Below are 26,712 nucleotides of genomic sequence, written 5' to 3'. Positions count from 1 at the left end.
TTTACTCATAAGATGTCAGACAATTACATTGTACCCCTAATCCGACAAAAATTCAAAAACATTGTCCAAATTTACAAACAATTTACGTAGTAACTTGATGGTTGTATTCCTAGAATATGAAGAAAATGCTAAATATATGTATTTTTTATCTAATAATGCTCTTTTCCTAAAGAAAGATTGTTGTTTTGTATCATCAGATCTGCCAGGAGCTCTGTCAACAAGCGTGTGCTTGGATGGTGAGGGGAACTGCTCCGCTTTCCGCGGACGTTCGGCCGAGCCTCCTCAGCTTCGCTTCCGGGGTCTCGGCACGTCCGTACTTCCGCAGGAGTCTACGCAGTTCCCCTCACCCCATTTAAGGGAATTTCGTGACAGAGCTTAAAAGTGACAAAAACCATTTAGGGAAAACGGACTACTGCACCCTTTATAAAAAGTTATTTACCCTGGATCATTGTTTGATTCATTTGAAAGATGGTTCAATTATCTACCGATCTATGAGCTAACATAAAATTTTCTTTAATTTCTTGTAGTTACTTTTTTTGGAATCAACGCTTAACCTATTTAGAATAGGAGTTTTTAAATGTTTCTCTATGAATACTTATAGGGAATGAAAATGTAGTAGCACGGAGTGGATTGTAGCGGAAGGCACTTAACTCCTGCGGGATATAGAGGAAAGGTCGAGACCCCACAGGGCAAAGCCCGAGGAGGCTCGACTTCCTCCCTGGGGAATGTTGTGCCTGGAGCGAAAAGGAACGGTCCATGTTTCACACTACTATTTTCATTCAGGCAGTATGCTCATATAGCAAAGGAAGACCTGGACATGAGGATTCTCTCTGTTTGGATTTCCCCCCGAAACAGTATAAAATGATAGGAGAAGTAAATACATATAGAGCAGGTGGATATGAATGAGTATGAATTGGACGAATGAAGTGGAGAAGCGGAAAGACGATTTGCTTAAGGATCTGCAGCAATTCCTGCAAATTAAAAGTGTGTTGGATGAAGATAATGCGACAGAGGAAGCACCACTTGGAAAAGGCGTGAAGGAAGCGCTGCAATACTTATTGACCTTGGGTGAGAAAGACGGTTTCACATCTAAGAATGTGGACCATCTTGCCGGCCATTTAGAGTTTGGGAATGGAAGTGATCTTCTCGGTATCCTATGTCATGTGGATGTTGTGCCGGAAGGGGATGGATGGAGTGTCGACCCTTATGGCGGCGAGATAAAAGACGGTAAGATTTTCGCCCGTGGAGCGATTGATGACAAGGGTCCTACAATGGCTGCCTATTATGCCATGAAAATCGTAAAGGACCTTGATCCAACCTTCAATAAGCGGGTGCGGATGATCATTGGAACAGATGAAGAAAGTGACTGGAGATGTGTAGAGCACTATTTCAAAAAAGAAGAAATGCCTACAATGGGATTTGCCCCTGATGCCGACTTCCCGATCATCCATGCAGAAAAAGGGATTGCCGACTATGACTTAGTCCAAACAAAACCGGAGGATGCGTCTCAATCGGGCATCAAAGTCCTGTCATTTGAGTCCGGACGACGCTACAACATGGTTCCTGACTATGCCAAAGCGGTTCTGCTGGTCGAAGAGGACCACACAAAATGGGTTCAGAACTTTGAAATTTTCACTAAGGAAGAAAACATCAAAGGGAACTATTACATCGAAAACGGCGAGCTTGTTTTTGAAGTCGAAGGCGTTTCTTCACATGGAATGGAGCCTGACAATGGGAAGAATGCCGGTCTCTACTTAGCTGCATTCTTATCACAGCTGCCTCTATCTTCTCAAGGAAAAGAATTCTTTGAGTTCACGTCCAAGCATTTCTTTAAAGACTCAAGAGGAATTCAACTCGGAGTAAGTTACCGTGACGATATTACGGGAGATTTAACCATCAACGTAGGGAAGCTTCGATATTCAGATACTGAAGGCGGACGATTAGGGCTGAACATGCGTTATCCGGTTACGTTTGATATGGAAAAAGGAAAGGCGATCATGGAGAACATAGAAGGCTATTCGATTGAGAACTTCTCAGATAGCAAACCTCATCATGTGTCTAAAGATGATGAACTCGTTCAAACGCTGAAAAAAGTTTATGAGGATCAAACCGGTGAGAGAGGCGAGTTATTAAGCATCGGTGGAGGGACTTATGCCAGGAGCTTAGAGTCAGGCGTAGCCTTTGGGGCATTATTCCCCGGCCGTGAAGATATTGCTCATCAGAAGGATGAATATATGTATATAGAGGATCTCTTGAAAGCAACGGCTATTTACGCACAAGCTATCTATGAATTAGCATGTGAATCTTAAGAGAGACAAGGGGAGAGAAGAATGAACACAGTATTTGTAAATGGGGAAGTTATTGATCGTGCAGATGCGAAGATTGATATTGAGGACCGTGGTTATCAATTTGGGGATGGAATCTATGAAGTGATTCGCATATATGGCGGAAACACGTTCACGATGAAAGAACATATGGAACGACTTTATCAAAGTGCTGAAAAGATGAAGCTGTCCATTCCGTATTCAGAAGAAGAACTAACTGCACATCTTCTTGAGCTTATAGATTCCAATCAAGTGAAAGACGGGATTGTTTATTTACAAGTGACACGGGGGGTGTCTTCCCGTCAGCACCATTTTCCTTCGAAAGATGTAATGGGAAGTGTCGTTGCTTATACGAAAGACTTCCCTGTTCCTCTTAACCAGATGGAGCAAGGTGTAACAGCTAAGCTGGTCGAAGATATCAGGTGGCTGAGATGCGATATTAAGAGCTTGAATCTTCTCGGAAACCTGCTGGCAAAAGAAGAAGCTGCATCTGAAGGTCATTTCGAAGCCATTTTGCATCGAGGTGATACTGTGACGGAAGGCTCCTCTTCTAATGCATTCATGGTGAAAGATGGAGTCATCTACACGCATCCCGTCACCAACTTGATACTCAATGGTATTACGAGAAGAGTCATTGAGGATTTATGCAGAAGAAATAATATCTCTTTTCAAGAAGAGACGTTTCTTGTCCCCGATCTTCTCGAAGCGGATGAAGTATTCATCGCAAGTACGACATCAGAAGTAATGCCCGTCATTAAGATCGATCAACAGGTGATCGGGAATGGGAAGCCCGGTTCTGTAACGACAAAGCTGCAGGCACTCTTTAGTGAAAGAAAAAGGGAGCAAAGTCCGGTAAAATAGTTGGAGGCTTTAAATGAGATTGATATGTTCACAACCGTTCATGAAGACAGAACGAAGAATAGAAGACAACCAGCAATTCACGGTAGAGACAGAGGAGCACCTTTATTTATACAGTGATCGAATCGAGACTCCTACGAAAAGCTTCACCATCAAGGACGTGATGGATATGACTAGCAAACCATTGTCGGCTTACTATACTTTTTTGTATCTTCACACGATTGAAGGAGTGTGGACGTTTGTTGTTAAGTCTTCTCCCGAACAATTCATCACGCAGTATCATAAGGTTAAATGAACATAAGAAAGAGGCTGCGCCGTAAAGGGCGCAGCCTCTTTTGGTCATCGTCCTGCTTGAGGGGCAAGCAGGATCCGATATGAAAATTAAAACCTAAACAGGTCACTCGATAGATATCTTTCTCCTGTATCGCAGGCAATGCACACGACTACATCTTCCCGTGATAATTTCTTCGCCACTTCAATGGCTGCATAACAAGCGGCGCCAGATGATGGCCCTACGAGGATGCCTTCTTCACTTGCCATTCTTCGGGCAATATCGTAGGCATGCTCGTCTTCGATTTTGTGGATCTCATCGTAGACACTGGTATTCAGGATATCCGGAACAAACCCGGGACTCGTCCCAACTAATTTATGCTTCCCTGGCTTTCCGCCAGAAAGAACCGGAGATCCGGCCGGTTCCACCACATGAACGGCGAGATCCGGGTAGTGCTCTCTTAATACTTCACCTGTTCCTGTAATCGTTCCGCCCGTTCCGGCAGTCGCTACAAACGCAGATAAAGGTTTGCCGATTTCTTTCATGGCTTCCACAATCTCGAGGGCCGTCGTCTTTCGATGGGCATCCGGGTTCGCATCATTTTCAAACTGCATCGGCATGAAGCTGTTTGGTATTTGCTCTGTTAGTTCTTTTGCTTTTTCAATGGCACCCGGCATTTTGTCGTCTCCAGGTGTTAAGACTACTTCAGCTCCGTATGCTTTTAACAGATTAATACGCTCTTGAGTCATCGTATCGGGCATGACCAGGATTGCGCGATATCCCCTCGCTGCTGCATTCATGGCAAGGCCGATACCCGTGTTTCCGCTGGTTGGCTCTATGATGGTCGAGCCTTCTTTTAATAAGCCTTCCTTTTCTGCCTCAACGATCATTTGAAAGGCTGCACGGTCCTTCACACTTTTACTCGGGTTATAGAATTCCAATTTAACATATACATCCGCTCCGTCAGCAGGATTGAGTCGATTCAATTTGACAAGGGGAGTGTCCCCGATCAGTTCAGCTATATTTTGTACAACTTTCATGGTCAACTTCCTTTCAGAAAACATTCTTCTTCTATCGTACTAATTCAGATAAATCTTATCAAATAAATGAGCTTTGTATTTCATTTTTATTGCATTTCCTTCTAGTCATTCTCTCTCATGACACATTTTGCTAAAATGGTAGTAACGAATGAAAGGACGAGTGATATGTTGAAAGCTCACTATTTCTTTGCACTCTCTCTATCTCAAGAAACAAAACAATATATACATAAGTGGACGCAGCCAATGAAGGATGAGGGTTCTTTTCAGAGCTGGGTGCACCCGCAGGACTATCACATCACATTGGCCTTTTTGGGAAGTGCGGATGAACTTCAACCCGTGATCAATAAAGTGGACGCGCTGGAGTGTCCTTCATTTTCATTAACCGTTGATCACTACGGTACCTTTGGAAGAAGTGATTCACCGAGAATTCTTTGGATGGGAGCTCAGCCTTCAGAAATCTTACAACGGGTTCGGGACAGTGTGTATGGTGCGTGTGAAGATGCAGGTTTTCAATTAGATAAGAGACCTTTCTCTCCACATATCACCGTAGGGCGAAAGTGGAATAGGGATTTTCCTTTTACTTCCGAATGGTTGAATTCGTTTCAGCCAATGGGCACCCATGTATTCACAGCAAGTGAAATCGTGTTATATCGAACACACGTAGACCGTCTGCCTAAGTATGAAGCCATTTACACCAAACCGTTACATGCAAATTGACCGTCATGAAAGGATCGATCCATATGGCACAGCTGATTAAACTTCAAGATTACGTTTCCAGGTACGAAACGGATTTATATAGATATCCTTCCCAATTTGTCCGATTAAAAAAGCAGCAATGGGAAAAAATGAAACAATATTGGGAAAATGGTGAACTCCCAGCAGCCTCCCCGATCATGAAGGAGGAAGAAAAAGAACAGGAAAGGAACTCCATGAAGGAGAAGCTCTTTTCACTGTTTAAGAAGAAAGAAGATGAAGAAGAGGAGCTATCAAGCTCCATTCAGGCAAATGATGAAGAACTTGCATTTGAAATGGATTCACACCATGATATCTCTACGGAGGAAGAATTGAAGGTTTCCTTCCTGGACCTTATATTTGATTTTCAGTTGAGATGGGCAAGCTCCACGATCATGGAGAAATCCTATGTAGACAACAGCTATCATTATGACGAACGATTACGCTACCTGCTTCAGCGTTTTCCAGATAATATATTCGTGTTGTACAACCCGGTATTAAAAATCAAACATGCCCCTGTAGAACTCGAAACCATTCTTATCACCCCAACAGGGATCTGGTGCTTGACCTTTCTCGAATTTGAAGAGGGAACTGCCTACATCGGTTCTGGAGAACGTTTCTGGTTAAAAAAATGGGGAGATGAAGAGACGAAGGTATTAAATCCTCTAATCGGCCTGAGAAGGATGGAGGGAATACTCCATCAAATCATTCAATATGCTGGTGTGGATCTTCCGATTCATAAAGGCGTGATAAGCAGAAATGGATACATAGATTACCCACTGGCCCCTATGGGCATTCAATTTCTTGACAAGCGGCTTCACAACGAATGGTTCCAGCAGCAGCGCTCAAGCTCTTCTCCGATCAAGAGTGTCCAGCTGAAAGCGGCACAAGCCATCATGGAGTATTGCCAAACTACTTCATTCAAGAGGCTTCAGTGGGGAGAACATGCCGTTGGGTCAGATGAGAATCAACAATGAAGACGATTTTTATCGTGAATCCTTCAGCAAAGAATCATCACTCCTTATCTTCGTGGAATCAATTTAGTCAAACCATCGATATTCCACATGAGATTTTTTTGACCGGCCACCCCGGTGACGTGAAGAAGATTGTTTCAAATGTTGTCAATCAATCTCCAGACGACTGGCTCCTGGTAGTGGGAGTAGGTGGTGATGGGACCATGAACTCTGTGGTGAGTGGAGCAATCGGTTTTGACAAGGTCGTTATAGGGTATATTCCATCAGGAAGCGGTAATGATTTTGCAAGGGGCTATAATTGGCCTAACAATAAAAAACAAGCATATACCTTAATAAAGGAAGCTATAAAAAAAGAGGACATCGTGACCCTGGATTCAGGTCAATTTACCATGAGCAGCGGACCAAATGGGTCTTTCGTGAATAATATAGGGATAGGATTTGATGCGGAAATTGCCCGTAAGGCCAATCGTTCATCCTTTAAAAAGTGGTTGAACAAATGGTCCCTTGGACAACTGATCTATCCTATCCTCCTTTGTAAGGAAGCGTTTACGTATAGACCGTTTTCCCTTTCGATAGATGTTGATGGAAAAGAGCGGGTGTTTCACAAGGTATGGTTTGTGACAGTTTCGAATCAGCCTTTTTTTGGTGGAGGAATGAAGATCGCCCCACAGGCTTGTCCTGATGATGGATCTATCGATATGACCCTTGTCCATGGGTTATCGAGGTGGAAATTACTCCTGGTATTTCTATCTGTCTTCTTCGGAAAACATACGGCTTTCAACGAAGTCAGCACGTGTACGGGAACAAGGATGACCATCCGATCGAGTCAGGATGTACCAGTGCACGCAGACGGAGACACAATTGAAGAACTCAAGAAGGGGAATGAATTGAAGGTGCATGTTCTTCCATTAAGTTGGAAAATGTTAAACAGAAGTGGGTGGCAGAAGTGTTAGTCATTAGTAGGCATTACGATGCGTTTTTAGATACGTTCAATACGGTTACATTGATTCTTCCATACGATTATCATGATGGGAATTCCAGTCACTTCTCTCTCATAAAAGGCAGTGAAAAAATTGCTCTTCACATTGAAGAAAAGATTCCCCTCAATGATGCGATGAAATATGTCACGACGATCCAGAGTGAGAAGGTTGTCCTGGGTGAAGTCTATGAAGTTGTCGATGAGCATAACACAAAGACAGACCTGCAAATCGGAGCGGTCATAAGGACAGAAGAGTTTGATCAACGCTATTATTACGACGGGGATGACCTTGGTGTTACATACCAAGAGGGGTGCACCGTGTTTAAAGTATGGTCTCCGACGGCAACAGAGGTAAGACTTAAGCTGAAATCCCCCGATGATGAAGAAATCCAGTACCCATTCGCGAGAGTTGAGAAAGGCGTATGGGAATGTAAGGTGAATAGCGATGTAGATCGCTATTATTATACAATCCTAACTTGTATCAACCTGGTTTGGGATGAACTGATCGATCCATATGCTAAATCGGTTTCCTACGACAGTGAGTGGGGATGTGTTGTGAACCTTGGACGAATTGAGGGACCTTCTTCCTTGGCACCATTATCTTCACCTGCAGATGCTGTGATTTATGAATTGAATGTCCGTGATTTCTCAGCACAAAAAGAAAGCGGCATGAAATTCGCAGGGAAATATCGTGCTTTCACAGAAAAAGGGACTTCTACCCCGAAAGGATTCAGTAGTGGAATTCAGTATTTAAAGGAGCTGGGCATTACCCATGTCGAACTGCTTCCAGTAAATGATTTCGATGGGGTGACGGATCACCCTTCCGATAAAAGCTACAATTGGGGATACAATCCTTTGTTTTTTAACGCGCCGGAAGGGAGCTACAGCTTAAAACCTGAAGATCCCTATGAACGGATCAATGAACTGAAAAGCGTAATTCATAGCCTTCATGAAGAAAATATCAGGGTCATACTGGATGTGGTGTACAACCACGTGTTCATTCGGGAGAATTCATCTTTTGAAAAGCTTGTTCCCGGTTATTTCTTCCGTCACGATGAAAATGGCTTACCATCAAACGGGACGGGAGTGGGAAATGATTTTGCTTCCGAACGCCTGATGGCTAGAAAGTTCATCGTTGATTCGATACTTTATTGGATACAAGAGTACGGTGTTGACGGCTTCCGTTTTGATCTAATGGGGATCCTAGATAGTAAGACTATGACGACAATCCGTGAAGAAGTGGATAAGGTTTTACCGGGAGCGATTATCATAGGAGAAGGCTGGGATCTGAATACACCCCTGCCCCCCCATCAAAAAGCCAACCTGCGTAACGCCCATCAGCTTCAAGGGATCGGTCAATTCAATGACTGGTTCAGGGACACCATTAAAGGAAGTACGTTTAACTTATATGACAAAGGGTTTGCCCTTGGTCACGGTCACTTGGAACAAAAGGTGGAACTCGTCTTGACAGGAAGCGTCGGGATGAAAAATGGGGAAAGAGGACTCTTCAAAGAGCCGACTCAATCCGTCAACTATGTGGAGTCCCATGATAATCACACCCTTTGGGATAAAATGAAAGCTTGTTTAAATGAAGATGAAGAAACCCTTATGAATCGCCATAAATTAGCGACCACGATGGTGTTGTTATCCCAAGGGATTCCTTTTATTCATGCAGGACAGGAATTTTACAGAACGAAAAAGGGAATTGAAAACAGCTACAATTCTCCTGTGGAAATTAATCAATTGGACTGGACGAGAAGAGAAGAATTCGATGATGTGGTTCAATATGTGAAAGCTCTGATTCAAATCCGTAAAAGTCACGGTGCCTTCCGGTTTCAAAAGAGCAGCCTGATCCGGGAACATGTGGAAGTCTCACATAGTATTGAAAATCTCGTTGTGGTCCGCTATCGAAATGTCCACCCGTATGGTCCATGGAACGATATCTTCATGGTCTTCCATTCAGATTCGAAAAAGTGTCAGTATTCCCTCCCGGAAGGAAAAGATTGGATTTGTTTGTCAGACGGAAACAGGGCAAATGTAAGCGGTCTTTATGGTGTAGAAGAGCCAACCATAACTCTTGAACCTGTCTCTTCCTATGTGTTTGTAAGGTAACAGTTCATTCCAGTGCTTGACGAAAACGCAAGATGACGATAAAATCTTAAACAGATGGCTATTGATTGTATTGCCCAATAGCTGTCTTTTTTATTTTATAAGACTTTTTTGATGTAGTGAATGAATTCATATATTAACGTAATTAACGTAATTGAACATATAAACATGACAAAGGACCAATAGAAGGTGAATATATTGGAACACTTATTTGACCAAGATTGGGAAATAGTCCCCGCAGGCGGTGCTACTGGAGAAGCGTTCTTTGCTCAGTACCAAGAGCAAAGGTTATTTCTGAAACGCAATTCCTCTCCTTTTGTGGCTGTATTGTCTGCAGAAGGAATCGTACCCAAGCTAGTTTGGACGAAAAGACTAGAAAACGGGGATGTCATAACGGCACAACACTGGTTAAATGGGAGAGAATTAAAGCCGGAAGAGATGAAGGATGAACGGGTGGCAAGGCTGCTTAACAAGATTCATTCCTCAAAGCCGCTTTCAACCATGCTTGAGCGGTTGGGAAAAGAGCCGTTTCAGCCGGAGCATATGCTCACGGAAGTGGAGACAGGCTTGGAATTCGATCTTCTTTCATTGCCTGTTATTAGAGAGGCGCTGTTATTTCTTCAAAAAGAGCTCTTGGAAGTTCATCAGGAAGAATATGTAGTCTGTCACGGTGATGTCAATCATAACAACTGGCTGCTGTCTGATTACAACCAGTTGTATTTGATCGATTGGGACGGGGCGATGATCGCGGACCCTGCCTTTGACGTAGGTCTATTATTGTACTGGTATATCCCTGAAGACCAATGGGAGAGCTGGCTAACCCAATATGGTGTTGAGTTAACCGATAACTTAAAGCTGAGAATGAAATGGTATGTGGTCGCGCAAACGATATTATCCATTCAGTGGCATAAAGGAAAAGCCCGATTTCACGAAATGAATCACTGGATTGAATATCTGCATAAAGTCATCTGATCTATTAAGAGTAGCTGTTCATATCAGTGACCCATTGAGACAAGTTTTCTTGATTGGACGTAATATGGTTCGATAAGTCAGCTGAGGATTTCCCGCTTTGACTATACTGATAAATTTCCTGCAGGACAGGCTTTACGTTTTCGTGAATATCAGCGTTAACCATTAATGACTTCACCAATCGTTCAACCTGCTCACATTCAGAAACCGAACCGCAGCAATCCGTACTGTGATTGCTTAAAATATCTGATAATAACTGCATTTGATTCTGTGAATTTAAAGGCATAGAGTACACCCTTTCATTTTCGTCTGCAAAGATTTAAAGAAACACGTACTTTTTCAGCCCCTCAAAATGACCAGACCCGAAAAAGGAATTCACTAATAGTGTGTGAATTCCTTTTTCAATTATGCGCGTTTTTTGAGGGACGGACCTGAAGCGGTTATACCATCCGGCAGATATGAAGCTGGATTGGCTCTATTTTGGCTCTTGCACAGGACGGATAGTCGTGGTATGTTTTTTTCGATAATAAAAAAAGAGGTGTCTACATGCGTTTACGTAATAAACCGTGGGCTTCTGAGAAAATCAGTGACCATCCACAGTATGTTGTGGCAGAACCCCAGGAGATAAAAGGTCAATGGAATAAAGAATTTGGCAATGACAATCCTATCCACATCGAGGTAGGAACTGGAAAAGGTCAATTTGTCACGGAAATGGCCAGAGCCAATCCGGACGTTAATTATATTGGAATCGAGTTATATGAAAGCGTCATTGTAACAGCTCTTGATCGTTTAATAGAGGCTGAGCTTCCAAACGTCAAGCTGTTAAATGTCGATGCAAAGAACCTGACTGAATACTTCGCCTCAGTAGAAGTAAGCAGAGTGTACTTGAACTTCTCTGATCCATGGCCGAAAAACCGACATGAAAAACGTCGACTGACTTATAAAGATTTTCTGAAGCTATATGAAGATGTACTGATCAAAGGCGGGGAAATCCACTTTAAGACAGATAATCAAGGCTTATTCGAGTACTCATTAAAGAGCTTCTCATGGTATGGTCTGCATCTGAACTTCTTGAGTCTTGATCTTCATAACAGCGATTTTGAAGGAAATATCATGACTGAATATGAAGAGAAATTTTCAGCCAAAGGCCAAAGAATCTACCGGGTCGAAGCACAATATCAAAATCAATAATTCACTCCTAAAGCAGCCTTGCGATCTCGCAGGGCTTTTTTTATAGTTGGCTCTTTTCGTAAAGATTGTTGTTTAATTTCATTTGATTAAAAGTAAATTAAATGACTCTGTGAGTAATCACGATAAACATATGACTAATAACTGATTTTTGACCTATCATAATGAGGTTAATTTTGTGCTACAATAGGATTTTTTTATTCTATCCGTCATTAGGCAGTCAAAATTTAGAACCACAGAGTGGATTGTAGCGGAAGGCACTTGACTCCTGCGGGTAATAGAGGAAAGGTCGAGACCCCGCAGGGCAAAGCCCGAGGAGGCTCGACTTCCTCCCCGCGGAAAGCAAGTGCCTGGAGCGGAAAGGAACGGTCCACGTTTTGTTCCTACACTATGAAACAGCAACAATCTTTACAAAAAGAGCTTTATATTTTCATGATCGTTTGAGGACGACCCGAGCATCGACCTATAAGTTGTCCATAAATTCTGATAAAATAAAAGGGAATGAACAAAGGAGGAGTCAAAATGGAAACGTTGAAGGTTGGAGATATATCGATCTATTGGCTGAATGGAGGAGTCACTCACATGGATGGGGGAGCTATGTTCGGAGTGGTCCCAAAGCCCCTTTGGTCAAAAAAATATGCCGTGAATGACTTGAATCAAATCGAATTGCGTACAGATCCGCTCTTTTTCGAATGGGAAGGAAAGAAAGTATTAATTGAATCGGGTATCGGTAAAGGGAAGTTGAATGATAAACAGAAACGCAACTATGGCGTGCATGAAGAGTCCCATATCGAGACATCCCTGGAAGCACTGGGCTTGAAACCAGATGACATTGATGTGGTGTTGATGACTCACATGCATTTCGATCACGCTTGCGGTTTAACAAAATATGAGGGCGATACGCTTGTTCCTGTATTCCCGAATGCAACCATTTACACCTCCCAAGTGGAATGGGATGAAATGAGAAATCCGAATGTGCGCTCCCGCAATACATACTGGAAAGAAAATTGGGAAAGCATTCAATCCCAAGTGGAAACGTTCGAAGAAGAAAAGGAAGTACTTCCTGGAATTAAGATGGTGCATACAGGAGGTCACAGTAATGGTCATTCCATTATCCTCTTAGAGCATAACGGGGAGAAGTTCATTCATATGGCGGATATCATGCCTACTCACGCGCACAAAAATCCACTTTGGGTACTGGCTTACGACGACTATCCGATGACGTCCATCGATGCTAAAGACAAGTGGATCAATCAAGCGATTGAAGGAGAGTACTGGTTCCTATTCTATCATGATGCGGTTTATAGAGGGATCAAGTGGAATAGAGATGGAGAAATCGTTGATCACTTACTGAGGGGAAAATAGTAATGTATAGAAAAAGGATGGTCCCAAGGCTTTTTGGGATCATCCTTCGTTATGAAGAGGTCAGTTTTTTTAAGCTAAAGGATACACGTCCACAACAGTGCCCGTATACGCATCTGCTAAAAACTCATATTGCTCCAGTTCACCGTCTTTTCTTCTGGATACCCCGCCTTTATAGACTTTCGTTGTTACCGAGTGCTTCTGATAGTCTTCGGGCTTCATACCGATCCAGGAGCCATCTATGTCCCCCTCTTTTTTAAATGAAAGTTTTACGTCCCTTAATACTTTTTCGGCAGAAACCATGTTTGAATCATCCAATTTTTCTTTAAGAAAATATCCGCCTACTGCTCCGATTCCGATTCCGATCATGAAAGATTTCCAGTTCATTTTATTCCCTCCACAGGCAATGAGTATTTGATGTTTCTCTTAAAAGCAAGGGATAGCATGCTCTTCCCACTAACTCCCCGGTAATTCTCGATTATTTTCCATCTATAGGTACATTCTATCAAAGAAATAATAAAAAAGAGAACTCCTTTTCTTCTCAATTGGTGGTAAGACGTTCGAAAGTTCTGTAAAATAAGATTATACATAAAGTAGATTTTATATAAAAGGGGCATATGACATGAAACAAGATACGTTGGAACTTTTTAAAACATTGACTGAATTGCCGGGAGCACCCGGTAATGAGCATGCAGTTCGTAAATTTATGAAAGAACAATTGTCTCAATACTCAGATGACATTGTCCAGGATCGCCTCGGAGGGGTGTTTGGAGTGAAAAAAGGCAATGATCAGGATCCCGTTGTGATGGTTGCAGGTCACATGGATGAAGTAGGGTTTATGGTCACGTCTGTTACGGATAATGGAATGCTTCGTTTTCAAACCCTTGGAGGCTGGTGGAGTCAGGTTATGCTTGCCCAGCGTGTTCAAATCATCACGGATAATGGCCCGATTACGGGTGTGATCGGAAGCATCCCTCCTCACCTGCTCGGAGAAGAACAGCGTAGAAAGCCGATGGAGATCAAGAATATGCTTATTGATATCGGTGCTGATGATCGGGACAATGCACTGGAAATAGGGATTAAACCAGGACAGCAGATCGTACCGATTTGTCCGTTTACACCAATGGCGAATGAGAAAAAAATACTTGCGAAGGCCTGGGATAACCGTTATGGATGCGGATTGTCCATTGAACTGCTAAAAGAGCTGCAAGGAGTGACACTTCCAAACACTCTATACTCCGGAGCGACGGTTCAGGAGGAGGTAGGATTACGTGGTGCCCAGACAGCAGCCAATATGATTAATCCTGATATTTTCTTTGCCCTCGATGCGAGTCCGGCAAATGATATGTCAGGGGACAAAAATGAATTTGGCCAATTAGGGAAAGGTGCTCTCCTTCGCATTCTTGATCGTTCAATGGTTACTCACAGAGGAATCAGGGAATTCGTTCTTGATACTGCTGAATCAAATGACATTCCTTATCAATATTTCGTTTCCCAAGGCGGAACAGATGCCGGAAGAGTACATATGTCAAATGAAGGGGTTCCGAGTGCCGTTGTTGGTATCTGTTCAAGATATATTCACACACATGCATCCATGATCCATGTAGACGATTATGCTGCTGCGAAAGAACTGATTGTCAAATTAGTGAAGCAGTGTGACCGTTCCACAATTGAATCCATTAAATCAAACGGATAATTCACGTTGTTAAAAAAATATACTAAAAAGACTGTCTCATTTATGAACTTCTTGAGACAGTCTTTTTATAGAGATAAAAAGGGAGTGAATCTCCCATAGAAATGAGGTATCAATTTGTTGAAAATAGCAATTGGAACGACAAATCCCGCAAAGGTACAAGCCATTCAAAAGGCTTTTAAGGAACTCTATGAGGATGTAGAGTTCGAATGTTTCAAAACAGAATCAAATGTAGGTGAGCAGCCAATTTCTGATCAAGAGACCATCGAAGGTGCGTTAAATCGTGCCAAGAACATATTGAGGGCAACTAATAGCGATATTGGGATAGGTCTTGAAGGAGGAGTGACGGAATCACTTTACGGAATGTTTGTGTGTAACTGGGGGGCACTCGTGGATCGGAGCGGTAACGAAATCCTTGGTGGAGGTGCCAGAATCCCCCTTCCTAAAGAAATCAGCAGTCGGTTAAAGGCGGGGGAAGAGCTGGGGCCCTTGATGGATGAGTATACTCAAACCTCCGGGATAAGAAAAAAAGTGGGCGCAGTGGGTGTGTTTACAAATGGACTCATCACGAGAGAGGCCATGTTTCTGCACGTGGTTCAGCTATTAATAGGTCAGTGGCAGTTGAGAAACAAAGAGCAGGACAAATAATCGATAGACTTTTGCCCTTAGAGGGTACTTGGCCCATACCAAATCTACCTGTTATTCATAGGATGGAGTATATCAGACTATATTTTATCTGATAAATTCTTTCTAAGGAGGTAAGAATTTATGGGATGCCATTATTGTAATGACCGAGTTGGGGGTCGTCGTGATGACCGTCGTGATGACAGAAGGTGTTGTGATTGGGATAAGTTGCTTTTTGGTGACAGAAGAAGATGTGACCGTAGAGATGATGATGATCGTAGAGGATGCCGCAGAAGAAGAGATGACAATGTCTTGGGAGCTGAAGACAACCGTAGAAGAAGACGTAAAAGAAGATGTGGCTGTGGCTTATTCTAATAGGCAGAGTGGAACTCCGTTTTGAAACGGAGTTCTTCTTATACTTCACATACATTGAGAGATATAAAAAACCCTCTGAAAACATCCAGAGGGTTTTATCAATTATTTTACACCTTTCATATATTCCTGAATCTTAGGTGAAAGCAGGAATAGAGCGATACTCAATACGATTGCCATACCTCCGATTGCCCCGAAGTACAGTGTTTCTGTTTCTGGTGTGTAGAAACGGACAAGTTGTGCATTCAACGCCTGTGCAGCAGCTGAAGCTAAGAACCAAAGACTCATCGTTTGAGCAGAGAAGGCTTCCGGAGCTAATTTGGTTGTGGCAGAAAGACCGACTGGTGACAAGCATAGCTCACCAAGTACAACAATCAAATAGCTAAGCACTAACCATAAAGGACTTACCAGTGAATCTTCCCCTCCGAAGTATGCAGGTAATAGAATCACTAAGAATGATAAACCGGCAAACAATAGACCGAATGAAAACTTCTTCGGAATCGATGGTTGACGATCACCAAGTTTCACCCACATCCAAGCAAATACTGGAGCTAATAGAATGATGAACAACGGGTTTAACGATTGGAACCAGGCTGGGGAAATGCTGATTCCCATGAATTCAAGCTCAGTTCGCTTATCTGCGTATACTGCAAGGATGGTTGATCCCTGTTCTTGAATCGCCCAGAACATAACCGCTGCGATAAATAATGGAATATAAGCGATGACTCTTGAGCGTTCAGTTTGTGTTGTTTTCGGACTATAGTACATCACTATAAAGTAAATAGTTGGAACGACGATACCGAAGATACCTACCAAATTAATGAATACGTTTAATGTAAATAATCCTGCAGGAATTGTAATACCTAAAATGATGGCAAGACCAACAACAACTAATCCTGCAATTAAACCATATTTCTTCTTCTCAGCTGGTGCAAGCGGGTTTGGAACATAGGTACCGGCAAGACCAAGATTCTTTTTCTTTGTTGCCATGAATACGACAAGACCTAAGAACATTCCGATGGCTGCAACCGCAAATCCCCAATGGAACCCTTTTGTTTCCATAAGTTTACCGACAATTAGTGGAGCAATGAATGCACCCAGGTTGATACCCATATAGAAAATACTGAAAGCTGCATCGCGGCGAGTGTCACTTTCGCTGTACATTTCACCGACAACAGTTGAAACATTCGGCTTTAATAAACCTGTTCCGACAACGATCAATACCATCGAAACAAAGAACATGGCTAAGCTTCCTGGAAATGATAAAGCAATATGACCAAACATGATGAATATTCCACCGTAGAAGACGGCTTTCGAAGTTCCGAATATTCTATCTGCCAACCAGCCTCCGATAACCCCGGACATATATACAAGTGAACCATAAATCGACATGATTGCTAAAGCTGTGTTTTGCTCTAGGCCCAGACCGCCTTTTGAAACCTCATAGTACATGTAGAATACGAGGATGGCACGCATTCCGTAATAGGAAAAGCGCTCCCAAAATTCTGTGAAGAATAAAGTGAATAATCCCTTCGGATGTCCAAAGAAACCTTTTTGAGGGACACTATCCACAATTTTCTGTTTATTCATTGATGACATGTTACTACCTCCCTTATTCTTTTACTATAATATTTTAATATTTTCATAAAGTCAAAAAAAGTTTATAAATTGTTAATAATAACATAAAATGTCTTTAGATTGCCAATATTAAGTTATTTTGAAATAGTAAAAAAGTTACGGGAGTTTTGTAATGAATATAAAAAATACGCATGCCGTCAAAATAGGACGGCATGCGTATTTTCATGATTTTATTCTGTTTCAAAAACGTATGATAACGCCTTGATCGCCTGATCTATGTTTGTGACGGTGACATTTGACTTGTTTGAAAGTTCTTTTAAGGGATGATGAAGTTCTTCAGGACGAATAAGAATCAGTGGCTTTCCAAGTGTGATGGCGGTGCTCGCATCCATTGCAGTATTCCACTGTTTATATTTTTCTCCAAACAGGGCAATCACCACATCGGCCTTTTTCATCAGTAACTCTGTTCGAAGATTGTTAATACTCGAAGCGGCCTCATCTCGAAGTATTTTATTAGGTTGTTCACCAAGAATTTCTTCCCCGATTGCATCGGAACGTTCGTGATTTTCCATTGGACCGACGAAAGATAGAGGGAGACGAAGCTCTTCTGCTTTCTCTTTAAGCTCGTTTCTCCAGGAACTATGTATTTCCCCTGCCAGATATACTATGAATTCCATGTATTTCACCTTCCTGTTTTTAGTCATTTTATCATAAATACCCGATGTAAGTTAAAAATAACCTGTTTTCCCATTAAAAAGGCAGGATTTCTTATTGGAAGGGTTGTCAATGGGACTTTGTGAGGGTATCATAAGCGTAGGTCCTAAGCATGAAAGGGAGGATAAGTATAGGATGAAAATCAAACAGACAGTCATTTTCTTTATTCTTGTGCTTATTTTAGCCGGATGCAACACGACGATCGATCAAGAAAAAGAAGAAACAGCCAAAGTGGTGGAGAACACATTAAGTTCAAATGAAGCAGCTAAAGAAGAGGCTGGAAACATTAATTTTTATCTTCCATTTGGAGCCAAAATAGAAAAAGAATCGCCCAATAATATCATTATTTCAAAAAGCTCTGATACTTTTATACTTTTCACAAACCCTCAAGAAAATAAGGATAGTGAACTTCTATATAAAATGGCCATTAGTGACAATGAAAATCTCTTGAAACATGGGACTTTTAAAGAAAACAATCGCTTAGGATACTATGTCATTAAGGAAGTGCCCGATACAGAAAAATACGAACTTATTGTTGGAGTGGGTGGAACAAAGGTAACGACACAAGCGGAATTAGATGATCTGGCAGATCATGCAGAAATGATGATGAAAATGGCAGCTTCAGTTAAACATAAATCATAACAATAGAACGATTTTCCACTTAGGTGGAAAATCGTTTTTTTTTTTTATACGTGAATATGCATATATTAATAAAAGGAAAATAAAAGGAAATTGATTGCCGAGTAAAGGTAAAATATATGGACAAAACAAACAAGTGTCTTTACACTAGTAAAAGGAAGAAGGTTAACACAGAGGAGAGAAAACAAGTGAGGGAATTCTTAAAGAGAAAAGGCATTACATTATCTGCAAAGGTTTATTTCATAGATGCGTTAAGTTATATGGCATTAGGGTTATTCAGTTCGTTGATCATCGGATTAATCATTAAGACGATCGGGGAACAGCTTCCACTTTCCCCTGGTCTAAGTGAATTTTTCATTGAGATGGGCGGCCTTGCGATCAGCTTGATGGGTCCTGCGATCGGGGTAGCCATTGCCTTTGGTCTTGGGGCGCCTCCACTTGTCCTGTTTGCTGCGGTTGTTACGGGAGCGGCAGGTGCAAGTTTGGGTGGACCGGCGGGAGCTTATGTAGCAGCGGTCATTTCAACGGAAATAGGTAAGCTAGTCAGTAAAACTACGAAAGTCGATATCATTGTCACTCCATTCGTCACCATCTTCTCAGGGTTTACGATCGCTTACTTTATTGGACCTGGAATTGCCGAATTTATGAGCATGTTTGGCAGCTGGATCAGCTGGGCGACTGAGCAACGTCCGATTATAATGGGGATTCTGGTTGCTGCCCTCATGGGTCTTGCTTTGACAGCCCCGATATCAAGCGCAGCCATTGCCCTTATGCTTGAATTGAATGGAGTCGCTGCCGGAGCCGCAACGATTGGATGTGCTGCTCAAATGGTAGGATTCGCTGTCATCAGTTACCGTGAGAATAAAGTAGGTGGATTATTGGCTCAGGGAATAGGTACGTCCATGCTTCAAGTGCCTAATATCGTCAGAAATCCCCGCATTCTCATTCCTCCCACCGTTGCGGGCATGATATTGGCACCCATCGGAACCACGATTTGGCTGATGGAAAACAATGCTGCGGGAGCCGGAATGGGAACCAGCGGATTCGTCGGTCAAATCATGACATTTAAAACGATGGGATTTACTTGGGATGTAACATTGAGAATCCTTCTGTTGCATTTTGTTGGACCTGCATTCATAAGCCTGTTAATATCTGAATATATGCGTAAACTAGGTTGGATTAAACCTAATCAAATGACGATTGAAACAGGGGGCAAATAAAATGCGTAAACTTGAATCAGTGGAAGAGTTTCATCAGTTGAAAGAAAGTGGCAAGCATGTATTTATGTTTTCAGCGGACTGGTGTCCGGACTGCAGAATCATCGAGCCGATCCTCCCGGAAATTGAGAACCAATACTCAGAGTACACTTTCCTATACGTAGATCGGGATCAATTCATTGATCTGTGCATTGAATTGGATATCTTCGGAATTCCTAGCTTTCTGGCATACGGAGACGGTCGTGAACTTGGACGATTTGTTAATAAGGACCGTAAAACAAAAGAACAAATCGAGAACTTCATGAACACATTATCTTCATAATAGGATGAAAAGGGATCACCTTATTTTGGGATCCCTTTTCTTTTTGCTTGAAATAAAACAGGTTCCTTTTGTATTCTAAGCAATTTGATGTAAAATGTTATAAGTGAATGCATCAGCAATGGATCGATACTTTCTATTATAATAGTACCACCAAAGGAGGATCAGATTTGGACATTAAAAAGCTAAAAGGTATACTCCAGGAACGATTAGAGAAACCGAATCGTACGTTTACATATGATCGAGATAAGGATTCACTTAGAATTGAGAACACCGATACGAAAAAAGGCATTACCGTCGCCCTGCCACCGATTGTATCCAAGTGGAAAGAAAATAATAAGTCCATTATCGATGAAGTGGTTTATTACGTGGAAGAAGCTTTAAACGTAATGGGGACCGGAGCAGATCTTGGGAATAAAGAGAAAAAAGTGTTTCCAGTGATCCGTTCCACTTCTTTTGCCACAGAATCCAATGAAGGGGTTGCCCTCGTTACAGATGATCATACTGCTGAAACGCGTATTTATTATGCTGTTGACCTGGGGAAAACCTACCGCCTATTGGATGAAAATATGCTAAAGGCTGAAGGATGGTCTCACGAGCAAATGAAGGAGACCGCCTTATTCAATGTCAGAAGCTTACCAACTGAAATGAAGAAAGATGAAGTTGCAGGAAACATCTTCTATTTTCTAAATAATAATGATGGATATGATGCAAGTCGTATTTTGAATGATGCTTTCTTAAAGCAGGTAAGCAAGGATGTTCAAGGGGAAATGACTGTATCCGTACCTCATCAGGATGTTTTGGTCATCGGGGATATTCGCAATGAAACGGGCTATGATGTTCTTGCCCAACTGACGATGAGCTTCTTTACGACAGGAAATGTTCCGATTACGGCACTATCCTTTGTGTACGAAGAAGGAGAACTGGAGCCGATCTTCATTCTGGCAAAAAATCGCAAAAAGGAAAGGGAGAAGAAATAATGAACGTATTTTATAACTTAGAAGGTATTGGTGATACCCTGATCGTTACAATGCATCCAAGGTTTGAGGGAGAGGTTCTTCACGAAAGAAAAGAAGATGCTGCACGTTTGTTTGATGAGAAAACAGGGAAAACACTTGGGTATAACCTATTCCATGCATCAAAGTATATGGATTTAAGTGAAGTGGGACCTGTCGAAATGAATGAAGAGAAGCTCCAATTGATCAATGAAGCCATCAAGAAGAACGGTTTCGATGAAGTGTTGGAAGCAGACTTTTCACCCAAGTTCGTGGTGGGGTATGTGTCTGAAAAAGAAAAGCATCCAAATGCAGATAAATTGAACATTTGTACAGTGGATGTTGGGGATGAAACCCTGCAGATCGTGTGTGGTGCACCTAACGTTGACAAAGGACAAAAAGTCGTTGTCGCGAAAGTTGGCGCTGTCATGCCAAGCGGAATGGTCATCAAGGATGCAGAGCTTCGCGGTGTGGCATCATCAGGCATGATTTGTTCTGCCAAAGAACTGGCACTTCCAGATGCTCCTCAAGAAAAAGGGATCCTCGTTCTTGAAGATACTTACCAAGTTGGTCAACCATTCACAGCTTAAAAATGTATACCTGAGTCCGGAGTATGGGCTCAGGTATTTTTGTTTTTATTTATGTTAGAGGTCGTATGATTGAAAACTTTTAGAAACTTGTTCATAGAGTATTTCAATAAGATTTTCTCACTGAGTACTGAGACGTGACGGGATCTTTCATAAGTTGATTGGAGCGGAAGGTGCTCAGCTCACGCCCCGCGGAAAGCGAGCACCTGAAGCGGAAAGCAACCACTACTCGTTCAGCAACAAAGTTCCAAAATATAACCTTCCAAAACGTATTACAATCTCTTTACACCTATGTTTATTTCGACACAATCCTTTAACAATTCTCTTATTCTATCGAAATGACTCGAATTTTTCTCTTTAACTGATAAAATATAAATAAGTATGAAAGAAAGAGTGATGTTTGTGAGCTGGATTAAAAAAATATTTGGTAAATTATCAGATAATGATGAACAATTTGAAGAGTATTATGATGAAAAAAATGATGAAGTTCAGCCTGTTGAACGTAAAAAGGCTGAACGTAAAAATATAGTAGGGCCCAACCATTCACGTGATGTAGAAGCTAGGATGACGTATCAATATCCTAAAGGGACTTTTCGCTTTCCCCTTATATCGGATGGAGAAAATATAGAGCGTCCACGAACGAATAGAAATCGAAGAAGCCAGGAGAAGGAAGAGCCGCCTAAGGAACAAAAGGAAAAGAGTCAGGACCACGCTGCTAAAAATAGAAAGTGGAAAGAAGAAAAACCATCGGTTAAAGTCCAACCGAAGAAATCTCCTAAAGTGGAAAAGGGAAACAGCAGGCCGTTCACCCCTACAGAAATCCCTTCCCCCATCTATGGTTTTAGAGGACGACCGGTAAAAAAAGAAAATCAGGTAGAGTTCGAACTTAAGAAATTTTTACATAATGAAGAAGAGAGCAAAGAAGCTGTGATTGATCATGAGGCTCTATCTGAAGTAGAGAATTCAATTCCCGTTGTAAAAGAATCAGCATCCATTGTCGAAGTTGAATCGGCTGAATCCGAAAAACCTATTAACGATGAACCTGTTGCGATGATGATGAATTTTCCGGAAGAACAACGTGAAGAATCGCAGATTGAAGATACTCTGTTGGTTAAAGCAGGAGATATCAATGAAACAACTCCAGTTGAAAATCCAGAGCCAAAAGTGGAGAGCCCTGAGGAAGTTCCCCAGAACCCAAATGAACGAGTTTCTCTTATATCTGAAATGGAGCAACCAACCCATGAGCTGGAGTATTCATCACATGAAGAGAAAGAGCTTAATGACTCTGTGCAGGAAGTACCACCACATTCTGCACGTGAAGATGAAGTAAATGAAGAACATATCCAGGAACCCGTTCATCCTCTTCAAGAGATACCGGTTCAAGAACCTGTTGTACAAAATGAATCCACGAGTGAGGAGAAACTGGTAGAGGAAAAACCCGAACCTGCACGTTCCCAACCGGCGCAGAGGGAGGAAGAACCGCAGAGACGTAAGAGGTCCCATCTTCCTTTTAATGTATTGATGCTAAAGCAGGATAAGCGACAGTTAGATGCCCGAAAACGATCAGCCAGTAATGATTCGACTCCCATCCAAAAGAAAAGTGAGGGAGAAACATTAACTCAGACTGAAGCAGAACCGGAGAAGAGGGAGCAACCTGTCCTGGAAGTAAAGAAAGAAAAAGTGGAAGAAGCGGAATCCATTCATCATCCTGAACAGAAAACATCTCAACAAAATTCTGTTCAAGGAGAAGAGGCAGTAAAGAGTTATAGTGAATTAAGCTCATCTTCTAAAAGGGCAAGAGACTATGTTTTTCCTGAAATGGATTATCTGATGCCTCCTGTATCAAAGGAAATGAGCGAAGAGTGGCTCGATGCACAAAGAATATTACTGGACGAAACCCTTCATAACTTTAATGTGAGGGCCAAAGTAGTGAATGTTACACAAGGGCCATCTGTCACGAGGTTCGAGGTTCAGCCTGAACCTGGCGTGAAGGTGAATAAAATTACGAATCTATCAGATGATATTAAGCTGAGCCTGGCTGCCAGGGATATTCGAATGGAGGCCCCTATTCCGGGTAAGCATACGATTGGTATTGAAGTGCCTAACCGGGAAAGCCGTCCCGTATGCATTAGTGAAGTCATTGCGAGTCCTGAGTTCCAAGAGCCGTCTTCGCCTCTGACCGCTGCTCTTGGTCTCGATATTTCCGGACAGCCGATCGTGACTGATTTAAGCAAAATGCCACATGGACTCATCGCCGGTGCTACCGGATCGGGTAAAAGTGTATGTATCAACTCGATACTCGTGAGTCTCTTGTACAAAGCATCACCGGATGAATTGAAGATGCTACTCATTGATCCGAAGATGGTAGAGCTTGCTCCCTATAACCGGATCCCACATCTCGTCAGTCCGGTCATAACGGATGTGAAGGCAGCTACTGCAGCTCTTAAATGGGCTGTTGAGGAAATGGAGAGAAGATACGAATTATTCGCTCATACTGGTGTGAGGGATATTAAACGCTTCAATGAACTGGCTAAACGGAATAAACAATACAGTGATATGCTGCCGTATTTAGTAATAGTCATTGATGAGTTAGCTGACCTGATGATGATGTCGCCGGCAGATGTTGAAGAAGCGATATGCCGAATCGCCCAGAAGGCACGTGCATGTGGGATTCATTTAATCATTGCGACTCAACGTCCTTCAGTCGACGTCATTACAGGCTTGATTAAAGCGAATGTACCGACACGAGTGGCGTTTTCCGTATCATCAAGCGTCGATTCAAGAACAATCATCGATGGAAGCGGTGCTGAAAGGCTTCTTGGTAAGGGAGATATGCTCTTCCTGGAAAATGGTTCATCAAAACCGGTCCGCTTGCAGGGAACCTTCGTGTCAGATGACGAAATCGATGACATCATCAATCATGTAAGAGAGCAAAGAGAACCGGATTATCTCTTCCAACAGGATGAATTGATCAAGAAGGCGCAGGTAACCGAAGAAGAAGATGAATTATTTTTAGAAGCCTGTGAGTTTGTCGTCGACCAGGGGGGGGCCTCTGCATCAGGCTTGCAGCGCAGATTCAGAATCGGTTATAACCGCGCCGCAAGATTGATGGAAATGATGGAGAGTAATGGAATTATTTCAGAGTCCAGAGGCAGTAAGCCAAGGGATGTCCTGATTTCCGAGAGTGAATTGGAGACTCTGGCATAGACTAGTAGAATCATTTAATACATGGTATTCTGTTTATATGTGTCCTTTTAGGATTCAGTAAACAGAATACCTATTTTTGTGTAGGAAGAGCCATAAGGAGCTTTAGTGATGAAAGAAATAGAATTGAAACTTCAAGGAAAACTCAACAGATTGACCAATCATACATTTAAGTTTGACGAAAGAATCAAGGATGGCTGGTTTTCAGCGGTTTATTTCTTGAAAACAAAGGAAATTGCCAAGAAGTATAAACCGGATGCCGTTGTCACCATGCAATTCTTTCAAAAGAATCATGCCGTTATTTGTGGAACGGATGAAGTGATTGCACTTCTACATAGTTTCGCTGATAATCCGGAGAATCTTGAAATCCATTCCTTAAAGGATGGAGATCAAATCTCACCATTTGAAACGGTTCTGACCATCAAGGGCCGTTACCAGGACTTTGGCTATTTGGAAGGAATCATTGATGGTATCCTGGCTAGAAGAACATCAGTGGCGACGAGTGTCTATAATGTAATGAAAGCCGCCTCTATTTCAGGGAAACAAAAACCGGTCATCTTCATGGGGGATCGGGATGATCACTTTACTCAGCAGGCCGGGGATGGATATGCGGCATTTATGGGGGGATCCACAGCTCAGGCTACCCATGCCATGAACGAATGGTGGGGAAAGAAAGGGATGGGTACCATGCCCCACGCCCTGATCCAATTATTCAATGGGGATATCGTAGAAGCCACCAAAGCTTATCAGGAAACATTTCCTGAAGACGAGCTCATTGCCCTTGTAGACTACAATAATGATGCCATTACCGACTCATTAAAGGTAGCACGGGAGTTTGGCCCTGAATTAAAAGGGGTAAGGGTAGATACATCAAGAATGATGATCGATAAATACTTCCTACGTAATCAACATGTGCTTGGAACATTTGATCCGCGGGGAGTAAACATGCAACTGATTAATGCCTTAAGACAAGCCTTGGATGAAGAAGGATTCCACCACGTCAAGATTGTGGTTTCAGGTGGATTTAACGAAGATCGTATTCGCCAGTTTGAGGAAAATAAAGTTCCAGTCGATATGTATGGAGTGGGAAGCAGTCTTCTGAAAATTCATGTCGGGTTTACGGGAGATAATGTCGTGATTGACGGTTCCCCTGAAGCCAAGGCAGGAAGAAAACTCCGTCCAAACCCCCGACTGGAAAAAGTAGAATTCGAATAGGTGAGAGGATGCAAGAACCAGAAAGCCTTTTAAATCTAGAGCAATATAGACAAAAAAAACAAAGAATGGCCGAACACCATATAGAAGACCTCTATAGAAAAGCGTATGAGTACGCTTTGAAGGAAACGAACATAAGGGAAAAGGTACGGGCCAAGATGATTTTCTCTAAGCGTTTCCTAATACATGATGACACCCTATTGGATGAGGAAGTCGAAAAGCTGTTTCAGGAATGGTTTTTGTTTGATTATAAGACCATTAAGGGTCAAACCCTGTTCTTTCAATTTCTTCAGTCCCATACCCTGCATGAATCAGTCAAACTGCTCGGTGCAATCGTGCTGACTGCAGCTTGGGAGCCCATCATCATTAGAAAAATCGATACTCAGAACGAAGAAGTTACGTTTACATGTAAGAATGTCATTCAGGATGAAGAAGTTTCTGTTAAAACAAACCTTGATTTCAATAAAAAGGGAATTCGTGAGGGCGGGGTCTATTTCGTGAGGAAAGTCCCGTTAGTGACTCATCAGTGGATCTTAGGTCCCGTTTTCCCCGTCAAATCAGAGGGGATTTTATCAGACGTGAAAAATCATTATGGTCAAATGAATCAAAAAACTGGGGTATTATGGAGAACATATTTAAAAGAGGAAGCACCAAACTTCATAATCCGCAGCCTTTTGTAGCTTGTGCATGGTCAGGGATTTTAAAAAATGATATAATGTTTCAAGTTGAAGAAAGTTCGCTTTTTTCTATAC

At 42.2% G+C, this 26,712-nt stretch carries 26 protein-coding genes; 21 read left to right on the top strand and 5 right to left on the bottom strand.

Translation table 11 applies throughout. From position 1 onward, the window contains the following. Positions 1–902: 902 nt before the first annotated feature. The 3 genes from pepV to ACQKFO_RS19885 are packed head-to-tail and all read left to right on the top strand — an operon-like array spanning position 903 to position 3,477. A complete protein-coding gene (gene pepV, locus ACQKFO_RS19895) occupies positions 903–2,309 on the top strand; it encodes a dipeptidase PepV (protein ID WP_427600541.1) in 1,407 nt (468 codons plus the stop codon). Between the two features lie 21 nt (positions 2,310–2,330). Continuing rightward, positions 2,331–3,185 (top strand): D-amino-acid transaminase, encoded by an 855-nt coding sequence (dat, locus tag ACQKFO_RS19890; protein ID WP_427600540.1) that lies wholly within the window; start codon positions 2,331–2,333, stop codon positions 3,183–3,185. Positions 3,186–3,198: 13 nt separating this feature from the next. Continuing rightward, positions 3,199–3,477 (top strand): hypothetical protein, encoded by a 279-nt coding sequence (locus tag ACQKFO_RS19885; RefSeq protein ID WP_427600539.1) that lies wholly within the window; start codon positions 3,199–3,201, stop codon positions 3,475–3,477. 86 nt (positions 3,478–3,563) lie between these two features. Here the strand turns inward: ACQKFO_RS19885 and cysK are convergent, their stop codons facing one another. Next, a complete protein-coding gene (gene cysK, locus ACQKFO_RS19880; protein WP_427600538.1) occupies positions 3,564–4,493 on the bottom strand; it encodes a cysteine synthase A in 930 nt (309 codons plus the stop codon). Between the two features lie 165 nt (positions 4,494–4,658). On the opposite strand from cysK, the gene thpR reads away from it, so the two are divergent. The 5 genes from thpR to ACQKFO_RS19855 all read left to right on the top strand — a co-directional run bounded on the left by thpR (position 4,659) and on the right by ACQKFO_RS19855 (position 10,259). After that, a complete protein-coding gene (gene thpR, locus ACQKFO_RS19875; protein WP_427600537.1) occupies positions 4,659–5,210 on the top strand; it encodes an RNA 2',3'-cyclic phosphodiesterase in 552 nt (183 codons plus the stop codon). 23 nt (positions 5,211–5,233) lie between these two features. Further along, complete coding sequence (locus ACQKFO_RS19870; RefSeq protein ID WP_427600536.1) at positions 5,234–6,202, top strand: nuclease-related domain-containing protein; 969 nt, start codon at positions 5,234–5,236, stop codon at positions 6,200–6,202. Continuing rightward, entirely contained in the window at positions 6,199–7,152 is a 954-nt protein-coding gene (locus tag ACQKFO_RS19865) for a diacylglycerol/lipid kinase family protein (protein WP_427600535.1), read from the top strand. Before ACQKFO_RS19870 ends, ACQKFO_RS19865 begins: the two co-directional genes overlap by 4 nt. Further along, entirely contained in the window at positions 7,146–9,290 is a 2,145-nt protein-coding gene (gene pulA / locus ACQKFO_RS19860; RefSeq protein WP_427600534.1) for a type I pullulanase, read from the top strand. The genes ACQKFO_RS19865 and pulA overlap by 7 nt, the downstream gene beginning before the upstream one ends. Positions 9,291–9,485: 195 nt before the next feature. Then, entirely contained in the window at positions 9,486–10,259 is a 774-nt protein-coding gene (locus tag ACQKFO_RS19855; RefSeq protein ID WP_148970986.1) for a phosphotransferase family protein, read from the top strand. A gap of 4 nt (positions 10,260–10,263) precedes the next feature. Here ACQKFO_RS19855 and ACQKFO_RS19850 read toward each other — a convergent pair whose 3' ends face one another. Further along, positions 10,264–10,542, bottom strand: coding sequence for a YtzH-like family protein (locus tag ACQKFO_RS19850; protein WP_427600533.1), 279 nt, complete (start codon positions 10,540–10,542; stop codon positions 10,264–10,266). Positions 10,543–10,802: 260 nt separating this feature from the next. Between ACQKFO_RS19850 and trmB the strand changes: the two genes are divergently transcribed. Together trmB and ACQKFO_RS19840 are read left to right on the top strand one after the other, a co-directional pair. Then, positions 10,803–11,447 (top strand): tRNA (guanosine(46)-N7)-methyltransferase TrmB, encoded by a 645-nt coding sequence (gene trmB / locus ACQKFO_RS19845; protein WP_427600532.1) that lies wholly within the window; start codon positions 10,803–10,805, stop codon positions 11,445–11,447. A gap of 519 nt (positions 11,448–11,966) precedes the next feature. Continuing rightward, on the top strand, positions 11,967–12,809 hold the full coding sequence (locus ACQKFO_RS19840) for a YtnP family quorum-quenching lactonase (protein ID WP_427600531.1): 843 nt from the start codon (positions 11,967–11,969) through the stop codon (positions 12,807–12,809). Positions 12,810–12,878: 69 nt separating this feature from the next. Here ACQKFO_RS19840 and ACQKFO_RS19835 read toward each other — a convergent pair whose 3' ends face one another. Next, a complete protein-coding gene (locus tag ACQKFO_RS19835) occupies positions 12,879–13,193 on the bottom strand; it encodes a hypothetical protein (protein WP_427600530.1) in 315 nt (104 codons plus the stop codon). A 235-nt stretch (positions 13,194–13,428) separates the two neighbouring features. Between ACQKFO_RS19835 and ACQKFO_RS19830 the strand changes: the two genes are divergently transcribed. From ACQKFO_RS19830 to ACQKFO_RS19820, 3 genes are all read left to right on the top strand, one after another. Continuing rightward, on the top strand, positions 13,429–14,502 hold the full coding sequence (locus tag ACQKFO_RS19830; protein ID WP_427600529.1) for a M42 family metallopeptidase: 1,074 nt from the start codon (positions 13,429–13,431) through the stop codon (positions 14,500–14,502). A gap of 114 nt (positions 14,503–14,616) precedes the next feature. Beyond that, on the top strand, positions 14,617–15,147 hold the full coding sequence (locus tag ACQKFO_RS19825; protein ID WP_427600528.1) for a DUF84 family protein: 531 nt from the start codon (positions 14,617–14,619) through the stop codon (positions 15,145–15,147). Positions 15,148–15,286: 139 nt separating this feature from the next. Next, the gene (locus ACQKFO_RS19820; RefSeq protein ID WP_427600527.1) at positions 15,287–15,523 is read left to right on the top strand and encodes a hypothetical protein; all 237 of its coding nucleotides are present in this window, start codon (positions 15,287–15,289) and stop codon (positions 15,521–15,523) included. A 77-nt stretch (positions 15,524–15,600) separates the two neighbouring features. On the opposite strand, the gene ACQKFO_RS19815 is transcribed toward ACQKFO_RS19820, so the two are convergent. Then, positions 15,601–17,094, bottom strand: a complete 1,494-nt coding sequence (locus tag ACQKFO_RS19815; protein WP_427600526.1) for a peptide MFS transporter — start codon at positions 17,092–17,094, stop codon at positions 15,601–15,603. Between the two features lie 209 nt (positions 17,095–17,303). Further along, positions 17,304–17,750, bottom strand: a complete 447-nt coding sequence (locus ACQKFO_RS19810) for a YtoQ family protein (RefSeq protein ID WP_427600525.1) — start codon at positions 17,748–17,750, stop codon at positions 17,304–17,306. A 172-nt stretch (positions 17,751–17,922) separates the two neighbouring features. Between ACQKFO_RS19810 and ACQKFO_RS19805 the strand changes: the two genes are divergently transcribed. The 8 genes from ACQKFO_RS19805 to ACQKFO_RS19770 all read left to right on the top strand — a co-directional run bounded on the left by ACQKFO_RS19805 (position 17,923) and on the right by ACQKFO_RS19770 (position 26,640). After that, positions 17,923–18,429: a hypothetical protein gene (locus tag ACQKFO_RS19805; RefSeq protein WP_427600524.1), complete on the top strand. Its 507-nt coding sequence runs from the start codon at positions 17,923–17,925 to the stop codon at positions 18,427–18,429. 185 nt (positions 18,430–18,614) lie between these two features. Beyond that, a complete protein-coding gene (locus tag ACQKFO_RS19800; RefSeq protein WP_427600523.1) occupies positions 18,615–19,646 on the top strand; it encodes a PTS transporter subunit IIC in 1,032 nt (343 codons plus the stop codon). Between the two features lies 1 nt (position 19,647). Beyond that, complete coding sequence (locus tag ACQKFO_RS19795; protein WP_427600522.1) at positions 19,648–19,965, top strand: thioredoxin family protein; 318 nt, start codon at positions 19,648–19,650, stop codon at positions 19,963–19,965. Between the two features lie 167 nt (positions 19,966–20,132). Then, complete coding sequence (locus tag ACQKFO_RS19790) at positions 20,133–20,942, top strand: DUF1444 domain-containing protein (protein WP_427600521.1); 810 nt, start codon at positions 20,133–20,135, stop codon at positions 20,940–20,942. Beyond that, positions 20,942–21,547: a YtpR family tRNA-binding protein gene (gene ytpR / locus ACQKFO_RS19785; protein ID WP_427600520.1), complete on the top strand. Its 606-nt coding sequence runs from the start codon at positions 20,942–20,944 to the stop codon at positions 21,545–21,547. Before ACQKFO_RS19790 ends, ytpR begins: the two co-directional genes overlap by 1 nt. Positions 21,548–21,946: 399 nt before the next feature. Next, positions 21,947–24,751 (top strand): DNA translocase FtsK, encoded by a 2,805-nt coding sequence (locus ACQKFO_RS19780; RefSeq protein WP_427600519.1) that lies wholly within the window; start codon positions 21,947–21,949, stop codon positions 24,749–24,751. A gap of 108 nt (positions 24,752–24,859) precedes the next feature. Then, positions 24,860–25,963, top strand: coding sequence for a nicotinate phosphoribosyltransferase (locus ACQKFO_RS19775; protein ID WP_427600518.1), 1,104 nt, complete (start codon positions 24,860–24,862; stop codon positions 25,961–25,963). 8 nt (positions 25,964–25,971) lie between these two features. Further along, on the top strand, positions 25,972–26,640 hold the full coding sequence (locus tag ACQKFO_RS19770) for a hypothetical protein (RefSeq protein WP_427600517.1): 669 nt from the start codon (positions 25,972–25,974) through the stop codon (positions 26,638–26,640). Positions 26,641–26,712 lie beyond the last annotated feature (72 nt).

The organism is Rossellomorea sp. NPDC071047 (assembly GCF_050270195.1).
GTDB lineage: Bacteria > Bacillota > Bacilli > Bacillales > Bacillaceae_B > Rossellomorea.
Note: the sequence above shows the minus strand (reverse complement) of the source record. Positions and strands in the feature narration are given on the sequence as shown.

Bases quoted from the DNA above. Each gene is read 5' to 3' on its own strand.
- pepV (WP_427600541.1), top strand. From the start codon at position 903: ATGAGTATGAATTGGACGAATGAAGTGGAGAAGCGGAAAGACGATTTG.
- dat (WP_427600540.1), top strand. From the start codon at position 2,331: ATGAACACAGTATTTGTAAATGGGGAAGTTATTGATCGTGCAGATGCG.
- ACQKFO_RS19885 (WP_427600539.1), top strand. From the start codon at position 3,199: ATGAGATTGATATGTTCACAACCGTTCATGAAGACAGAACGAAGAATA.
- cysK (WP_427600538.1), bottom strand. From the start codon at position 4,493: ATGAAAGTTGTACAAAATATAGCTGAACTGATCGGGGACACTCCCCTT.
- thpR (WP_427600537.1), top strand. From the start codon at position 4,659: ATGTTGAAAGCTCACTATTTCTTTGCACTCTCTCTATCTCAAGAAACA.
- ACQKFO_RS19870 (WP_427600536.1), top strand. From the start codon at position 5,234: ATGGCACAGCTGATTAAACTTCAAGATTACGTTTCCAGGTACGAAACG.
- ACQKFO_RS19865 (WP_427600535.1), top strand. From the start codon at position 6,199: ATGAAGACGATTTTTATCGTGAATCCTTCAGCAAAGAATCATCACTCC.
- ACQKFO_RS19850 (WP_427600533.1), bottom strand. From the start codon at position 10,542: ATGCCTTTAAATTCACAGAATCAAATGCAGTTATTATCAGATATTTTA.
- trmB (WP_427600532.1), top strand. From the start codon at position 10,803: ATGCGTTTACGTAATAAACCGTGGGCTTCTGAGAAAATCAGTGACCAT.
- ACQKFO_RS19840 (WP_427600531.1), top strand. From the start codon at position 11,967: ATGGAAACGTTGAAGGTTGGAGATATATCGATCTATTGGCTGAATGGA.
- ACQKFO_RS19835 (WP_427600530.1), bottom strand. From the start codon at position 13,193: ATGAACTGGAAATCTTTCATGATCGGAATCGGAATCGGAGCAGTAGGC.
- ACQKFO_RS19830 (WP_427600529.1), top strand. From the start codon at position 13,429: ATGAAACAAGATACGTTGGAACTTTTTAAAACATTGACTGAATTGCCG.
- ACQKFO_RS19820 (WP_427600527.1), top strand. From the start codon at position 15,287: ATGACCGAGTTGGGGGTCGTCGTGATGACCGTCGTGATGACAGAAGGT.
- ACQKFO_RS19815 (WP_427600526.1), bottom strand. From the start codon at position 17,094: ATGTCATCAATGAATAAACAGAAAATTGTGGATAGTGTCCCTCAAAAA.
- ACQKFO_RS19810 (WP_427600525.1), bottom strand. From the start codon at position 17,750: ATGGAATTCATAGTATATCTGGCAGGGGAAATACATAGTTCCTGGAGA.
- ACQKFO_RS19805 (WP_427600524.1), top strand. From the start codon at position 17,923: ATGAAAATCAAACAGACAGTCATTTTCTTTATTCTTGTGCTTATTTTA.
- ACQKFO_RS19795 (WP_427600522.1), top strand. From the start codon at position 19,648: ATGCGTAAACTTGAATCAGTGGAAGAGTTTCATCAGTTGAAAGAAAGT.
- ytpR (WP_427600520.1), top strand. From the start codon at position 20,942: ATGAACGTATTTTATAACTTAGAAGGTATTGGTGATACCCTGATCGTT.
- ACQKFO_RS19775 (WP_427600518.1), top strand. From the start codon at position 24,860: ATGAAAGAAATAGAATTGAAACTTCAAGGAAAACTCAACAGATTGACC.
- ACQKFO_RS19770 (WP_427600517.1), top strand. From the start codon at position 25,972: ATGCAAGAACCAGAAAGCCTTTTAAATCTAGAGCAATATAGACAAAAA.